At 59.3% G+C, this 6,194-nt stretch carries 6 protein-coding genes; all 6 read right to left on the bottom strand.

Going from position 1 to position 6,194, the window contains the following annotated elements; translation table 11 throughout:
• Positions 1–155 precede the first annotated feature (155 nt).
• Entirely contained in the window at positions 156–1,277 is a 1,122-nt protein-coding gene (asd, locus tag QOC89_RS26085; RefSeq protein WP_323047661.1) for an aspartate-semialdehyde dehydrogenase, read from the bottom strand.
• A 380-nt stretch (positions 1,278–1,657) separates the two neighbouring features.
• Positions 1,658–2,725, bottom strand: coding sequence for a 3-isopropylmalate dehydrogenase (gene leuB / locus QOC89_RS26080; RefSeq protein WP_323047660.1), 1,068 nt, complete (start codon positions 2,723–2,725; stop codon positions 1,658–1,660).
• Positions 2,726–2,803: 78 nt separating this feature from the next.
• Positions 2,804–3,457 (bottom strand): 3-isopropylmalate dehydratase small subunit, encoded by a 654-nt coding sequence (gene leuD / locus QOC89_RS26075; protein WP_323047659.1) that lies wholly within the window; start codon positions 3,455–3,457, stop codon positions 2,804–2,806.
• An 85-nt stretch (positions 3,458–3,542) separates the two neighbouring features.
• Positions 3,543–3,701: an entericidin A/B family lipoprotein gene (locus QOC89_RS26070; RefSeq protein ID WP_323047658.1), complete on the bottom strand. Its 159-nt coding sequence runs from the start codon at positions 3,699–3,701 to the stop codon at positions 3,543–3,545.
• Between the two features lie 5 nt (positions 3,702–3,706).
• Positions 3,707–5,116 (bottom strand): 3-isopropylmalate dehydratase large subunit, encoded by a 1,410-nt coding sequence (gene leuC / locus QOC89_RS26065; RefSeq protein ID WP_323047657.1) that lies wholly within the window; start codon positions 5,114–5,116, stop codon positions 3,707–3,709.
• Positions 5,117–5,197: 81 nt separating this feature from the next.
• Complete coding sequence (locus tag QOC89_RS26060; protein ID WP_323047656.1) at positions 5,198–5,533, bottom strand: hypothetical protein; 336 nt, start codon at positions 5,531–5,533, stop codon at positions 5,198–5,200.
• Positions 5,534–6,194: the final 661 nt, after the last annotated feature.

Here is a 6,194-nt window from a genome sequence, read left to right as displayed (position 1 = left end):
GAGTCGAAGGTTCATCGGGACTCCTGGCGCGTCAGCGCGCAGCCCTTTTTTGCGGTTGAGAAGAGACAAGATAATCGGAGCACACAATGAAAAAAGCGCCGCGCAAGCGCGACGCTTCTTGAGTTTTTCTACGCGTCGTGAGCGCGTAGTTTACTTTACTTGTCGAGCACAATGCGAAGCATGCGACGCAGCGGTTCAGCCGCGCCCCACAGCAGCTGATCGCCGACCGTAAAGGCCGACAGATATTCGCCGCCCATGGCCAGTTTGCGCACGCGGCCGACCGGCACTGTCAGCGTGCCCGTGACCACGGCAGGGGACAGATCGCGCATCGACGCTTCACGCTCGTTCGGCACGACCTTGACCCAATCGTTGCCCGACGCGAGGATGCTGTTCACTTCGTCCAGCGGCACGTCCTTGTTCAGCTTGATGGTCAGCGCCTGCGAGTGGCAGCGCATGGCGCCGATACGCACACAGAGACCGTCTACCGGGATCGAACCCGGCGTGCCCATGGCCGGCTTGCCGAGGATCTTGTTGGTTTCCGCGCCGCCCTTCCACTCTTCTTTCGACATGCCGTTGCCGAGATCCTTGTCGATCCACGGAATCAGCGAGCCGGCGAGCGGAACGCCGAAGTGGTCGGTCGGCATGCGGTCGCTGTTCATGGCGGAGAGCACGCGGCGATCGATGTCGAGAATCGCCGACGACGGATCCGCCAGGTCTTCCTTGGCCGCGCCGTACAGCGTGCCCATTTGTTGCAGCAGTTCGCGCATGTTTTGCGCGCCCGCGCCCGAAGCGGCCTGATACGTCATGGCCGTCATCCAGTCGACGAGGTTTTCGCGGAACAGCCCGCCCAGCGCCATCAGCATCAGACTGACCGTGCAGTTGCCGCCGATGAAATTCTTCTGGCCCTTGACCAGCGCGTTCTTGATCACGTCGAGGTTGACCGGATCCAGAATGATGACCGCGTCGTCCTTCATGCGCAGCGACGAAGCCGCGTCGATCCAGTAGCCGTTCCAGCCCGCTGCGCGCAGCTTCGGGAACACTTCATTCGTGTAATCGCCGCCTTGGCAGGAGATGATCGCTTCGCACTTCTTCAGGTCTTCGATGCTTGTTGCATCTTTGAGCTTGGTCTCGTTTTTGGCGAACGACGGCGCGTTGCCGCCCGCGTTGCTGGTGCTGAAAAACACCGGTTCGATCAAGTCGAAATCGCCTTCCTGTTGCATGCGTTGCATCAGGACGCTGCCGACCATACCGCGCCAACCTACGAGACCTACGTTCATGACTTCATACCCTTCGAATGGAGACTTCCCCGCATCTTTGCCCGCAGTGACCGCGCGGGGAAGATGAGCGGGCACGACGGACGATCAGCGTTTCGTGATCGTTTTCGGGGTAATCGTTTTGATAAGCGATTTGGTGCTAATGGCGAGCTCAACCACACGGGCCGTTTTGCCGTGCAGTTTGGAAATCGAGGAGATTTGCGAGCGCTGTGCCATCGCTACAATATACACGAAAACCGGAATCCGGCGACGTGATCGTCTGCCGTTCTCGTCCGTATTACGCGCGATTGGCCTGTTTCAAGGCCAATTCGCGTTTTAAAGGCCGCTTTAAAGACTGCGCGGCGACCCAACGAGCCGCAGTGCTATGCCTACGTCAAAGCGCCTTACAGGGCGGCGACGACCGCGTCGCCCATCGCCACGGTGCCGACCTGATTGCAACCCGGCGTCAAAATGTCGCCCGTGCGATAACCCTGCTCCAGCACCTTCTTGACCGCGTTTTCGATGCGATCCGCCTGTTCCGCCTTGTTCAGCGAATAGCGCAGCATCATCGCGGCCGACAGGATCGTGGCCAGCGGATTCGCCACGCCCTTGCCGGCGATGTCCGGCGCGGAACCGTGCGACGGCTCGTACAAGCCCTTGTTGTTCTTGTCGAGCGAGGCCGACGGCAGCATGCCGATCGAGCCCGTCAGCATGGCGGCTTCGTCGGAAAGAATGTCGCCGAACATGTTGCCGGTGACGATCACGTCGAATGACTTGGGTGCCTTGACCAGCTGCATCGCCGCGTTGTCGACATACATGTGCGACAACCCGACGTCCGCGTATTCCTTCGAGACGTCGATCATCACGTCCTTCCAGAACTGCGACGTTTCGAGCACGTTGGACTTATCGACCGAGGTCAGCTTCTTGCCGCGCTTTTGCGCTGCCTGAAATGCCACGTGTGCAATACGGCGCACATCGGGCTCCGAAAAACGCATCGTGTCGAAGCCTTCTTTCGAGCCGGCGAACAGACCGTCCGGCGCTTCACGCACGCCGCGCGGCGAGCCAAAGTAGATGTCGCCGTTCAGTTCGCGCACGATCAGGATGTCCAGACCCGAAACGATTTCTTCCTTCAACGACGAAGCGCCGGTGAGTTGCGGATAGCAGATTGCCGGACGGAAATTCGCGAACAGTTGCAGGTGCTTGCGCAGACCGAGAATGGCCTGCTCCGGGCGCAGCGCGCGTTCGAGCGAATCGTACTTCCAGTCGCCAACGGCGCCGAACAGGATCGCATCGGCTTCTTTCGCCAGCGCGAGCGTCGAATCGGGCAGCGGATGGCCCTTTGCTTCGTAGCCCGCACCGCCAACCGGCGCTTCTTCCAGTTCGAACTTTTCGCCGAGCACGTTCAAGACCTTCACGGCCTCCTTGACGATTTCGGGACCGATGCCGTCGCCCGGCAAGACTGCGATCTTCATGCGAATTTCCTTGATGTTTTGCTTCGAGACTTCTTCGTGACTGCTTCGAGCAGCCGTAGCTTGAATCAGCGAATGCGTCTAGCCGACGATCCGATGAGCTAACCACGGCTGCTTCGCGATCCGCTCGGCTTCGAACTGGCGAATTTTGTCCGCGTGACGCAGCGTCAAACCGATATCGTCGAAGCCATTCAGCAGGCAGTACTTGCGGAACGCCGCCACTTCGAACGGATACTCAGCGCCACCGTCCGACGTGCGCACGACTTGCGCTTCCAGGTCGACCGTCAGCTTGAAGCCGTTGAACGCGTTGGTTTCGTTGAACAGGTGATCGACTTGCTGTTCGGTCAGCACGATGGGCAGCAGGCCGTTCTTGAAACAGTTGTTGTAGAAAATATCGGCGAAGCTCGGCGCAATGATCGCGCGAAAGCCATATTGCTGCAGCGCCCACGGCGCATGCTCGCGCGAGCTGCCGCAACCGAAGTTCTTGCGCGCCAACAGCACCGATGCGCCCTGATAGCGCGGCTGGTTCAGCACGAAATCCGGGTTCAGCGGACGCTTCGAGTTGTCCTGACCCGGCTCGCCGTGGTCAAGATAACGCCATTCGTCGAACGCGTTCGGACCGAAGCCCGTGCGCTTGATCGACTTCAGGAATTGCTTCGGAATGATCGCGTCCGTGTCGACGTTCTCGCGATCGAGCGGCGCCACGACGCCGGTGTGTACGATGAATTTATCCATGACGCTTGCGCCCGTTTCAAGACCGGGTAGTGCGGGCGGCGGCGGGAGAGCCCCCGGCGCACTGCCGGTAAAAATCAAAAACCGCTTATTTGTCAGCGTGATTGCTGATCGAATTGCCGAGGTGCGACATGTCCTCGCCGAATCCGTGCACCGTGTTGCAGCCGGCCAGACCGAGCAATAGCCAAGTCAGCGTACCGAGTGCGAAGCGGCGCAATAGAGTGGTGCGATTGATGTTCTTTATCATGCGATTTATCCAAGCTTGCGAATATCGACGAAATGCCCTTCGATAGCCGCAGCGGCAGCCATCGCGGGGCTCACCAGATGAGTACGGCCACCGGCGCCCTGACGACCTTCGAAATTACGATTCGACGTGGATGCGCAACGCTCACCCGGGTCCAACCGGTCGGCGTTCATCGCGAGACACATCGAGCAACCGGGCTCACGCCATTCGAAACCGGCATCGGTAAAGACCTTGTCGAGGCCTTCGCGTTCCGCTTGCGCCTTCACCAGACCCGAACCCGGCACAACCATGGCCAGACGGATGCTTGGTGCGACGCGGCGGCCGAGCTTCTTGACGACGTATGCCGCGGCGCGAATGTCTTCAATGCGCGCGTTGGTGCACGATCCGATAAAGATTTTATCCGGCTTGATCGACTCGATCGGCGCATTCGGTTCGAGCGCCATGTACTTCAGTGCGCGCTCCATTGCGTCGCGCTTGACCGGGTCTTTTTCGCGTTCCGGATCCGGCACGCGGCCGTCCACCGCGGTGACCATTTCCGGCGACGTACCCCACGTGACTTGCGGCACGATTTCGGCAGCGTTCAATTCGACCACGCGATCGAATTGCGCGCCGTCATCCGACTTGAACTGCTTCCAGTACTCGACCGCGTGATTCCATTCGACGCCTTCCGGCGAGAACGGGCGGCCCTTCAGGTAGTCGACGGTGATGTCGTCCACGGCGACCATGCCGGCGCGCGCGCCCGCCTCGATCGCCATGTTGCAGACCGTCATACGGCCTTCCATGGACAACGCGCGGATCGTCGAACCGCCGAACTCGATTGCATAGCCGGTGCCACCTGCCGTGCCGATCTTGCCGATGATCGCCAGCACGATGTCTTTCGCGGTGCAGCCGCGCGGCAACGGACCTTCAACCTTCACCAGCATGTTCTTGCTCTTCTTCTGCAAGAGCGTTTGCGTGGCCAGCACGTGTTCGACTTCCGACGTGCCGATGCCGTGCGCCAGCGCGCCGAAGGCGCCGTGCGTGGAGGTATGCGAGTCGCCGCAGACGATAGTCATGCCCGGCAGCGTAGCGCCCTGCTCCGGCCCAATGATGTGCACGATCCCCTGCCGCAGGTCGTTCATCTTGAACTGGGTGATGCCGTAGGCGTCGCAATTCGTGTCCAGCGTATCGACCTGCAGCTTCGAGACCGGATCGGCAATGCCGCGGCTGCGATCCGTGGTGGGGACGTTGTGGTCCGACACCGCCAGATTCGCGCTGATACGCCACACCGGACGCTCAGCCAGTTTCAGGCCTTCGAACGCCTGAGGGCTGGTGACTTCGTGCAGCAGGTGACGGTCGATATAGAGAATCGTCGTACCGTCTTCTTCCGTGTGGATCACGTGCGTGTTCCACAATTTGTCGTAGAGAGTCTGTGCCATGGTATGCGGGGGGTAGTAGTGACTGCGGGCTGACTGTGTCGGTCGATTATGCCACGCAGAACCCTGCCTGGGGCCTATGACTCAAGGAAAAAACCGATAAAAAACAGTGAGTTGGGTGGTAGTGGCGATACCTGTATGGGTGTTACCCGGCAGGCATTGCGAGGCCGGCATCGGCCCGCTGTCGCGCCAGGCGGTAGCGCGCGTCGCCAATGCGACGCGGCAACCGACCGGCGCGCGCTGGCCGAGCGCGCTAACCCAGCCTAGGGAATCGCTTTGCAAACGGCCATCGTCAATGTCGTTGGATCCGATGACTTTGTGGTGCACCGAGGCGTGGTCGGCGTTGCGCTGGGCGACATCGTCACCGAAGCCGAGTTCGCCAGACGCGCGGTCGATCCCGCCGGCATTGTTCCGTAGCAAACACTTGGATCAGCTTTCAACTCAGATTCCGACGCCAGCTGAAAGCCAGATGGACAGGTTTCTCCGGTGGTTGCCAAAGTCATGGTCGAAAGAAAACGGTTCCCCTCGGCGACGCCATTGTTACAGAAGGTATAGACGGGTTTTAGCGGAGGCGTCTCCGCCCAGATCCTGCAAGTCTCCGAATTGAACCAGCCGTCGGCCAGGCCCATTACATTTGAACCGGTCGGCGAATGAATGACCAAAGTACACAAATCAGTTTTATTTGCCATTGCCTGTTGAACGTTTACGGGCGTGTAACGATCCCAACACACTGCGCCTTCGGGCGATTGGGATGAAACAACGACTTCCGGTGCCGTGTATGAGATTTTTTTGCATAAAGAGCCTTGAGTTACGTTTTTACTTTTCGATATTACGCATGGAACACGTTCGCTACCGGACACGATATTTTCGCCATCCAGTCTGGCAACGCTATGTAGATCCAATTGCGTGAAACAAATACTCGAGTTTATTTCGATATCTTCCGCCGCCGCTAATTTATAACCCGACGGACACCCCGGAACTGGGCTATCCGTTTCAAGTATGCTTCTAGCCGACGGTTGACATATTTCCCCGTTGGTATGCTGTGTGTCCGGGGTACCTATCACCGTACAGGTCGAATCCG

Source organism: Paraburkholderia sp., from assembly GCF_034668105.1.
GTDB lineage: Bacteria > Pseudomonadota > Gammaproteobacteria > Burkholderiales > Burkholderiaceae > Paraburkholderia.
Note: the sequence above shows the minus strand (reverse complement) of the source record. Positions and strands in the feature narration are given on the sequence as shown.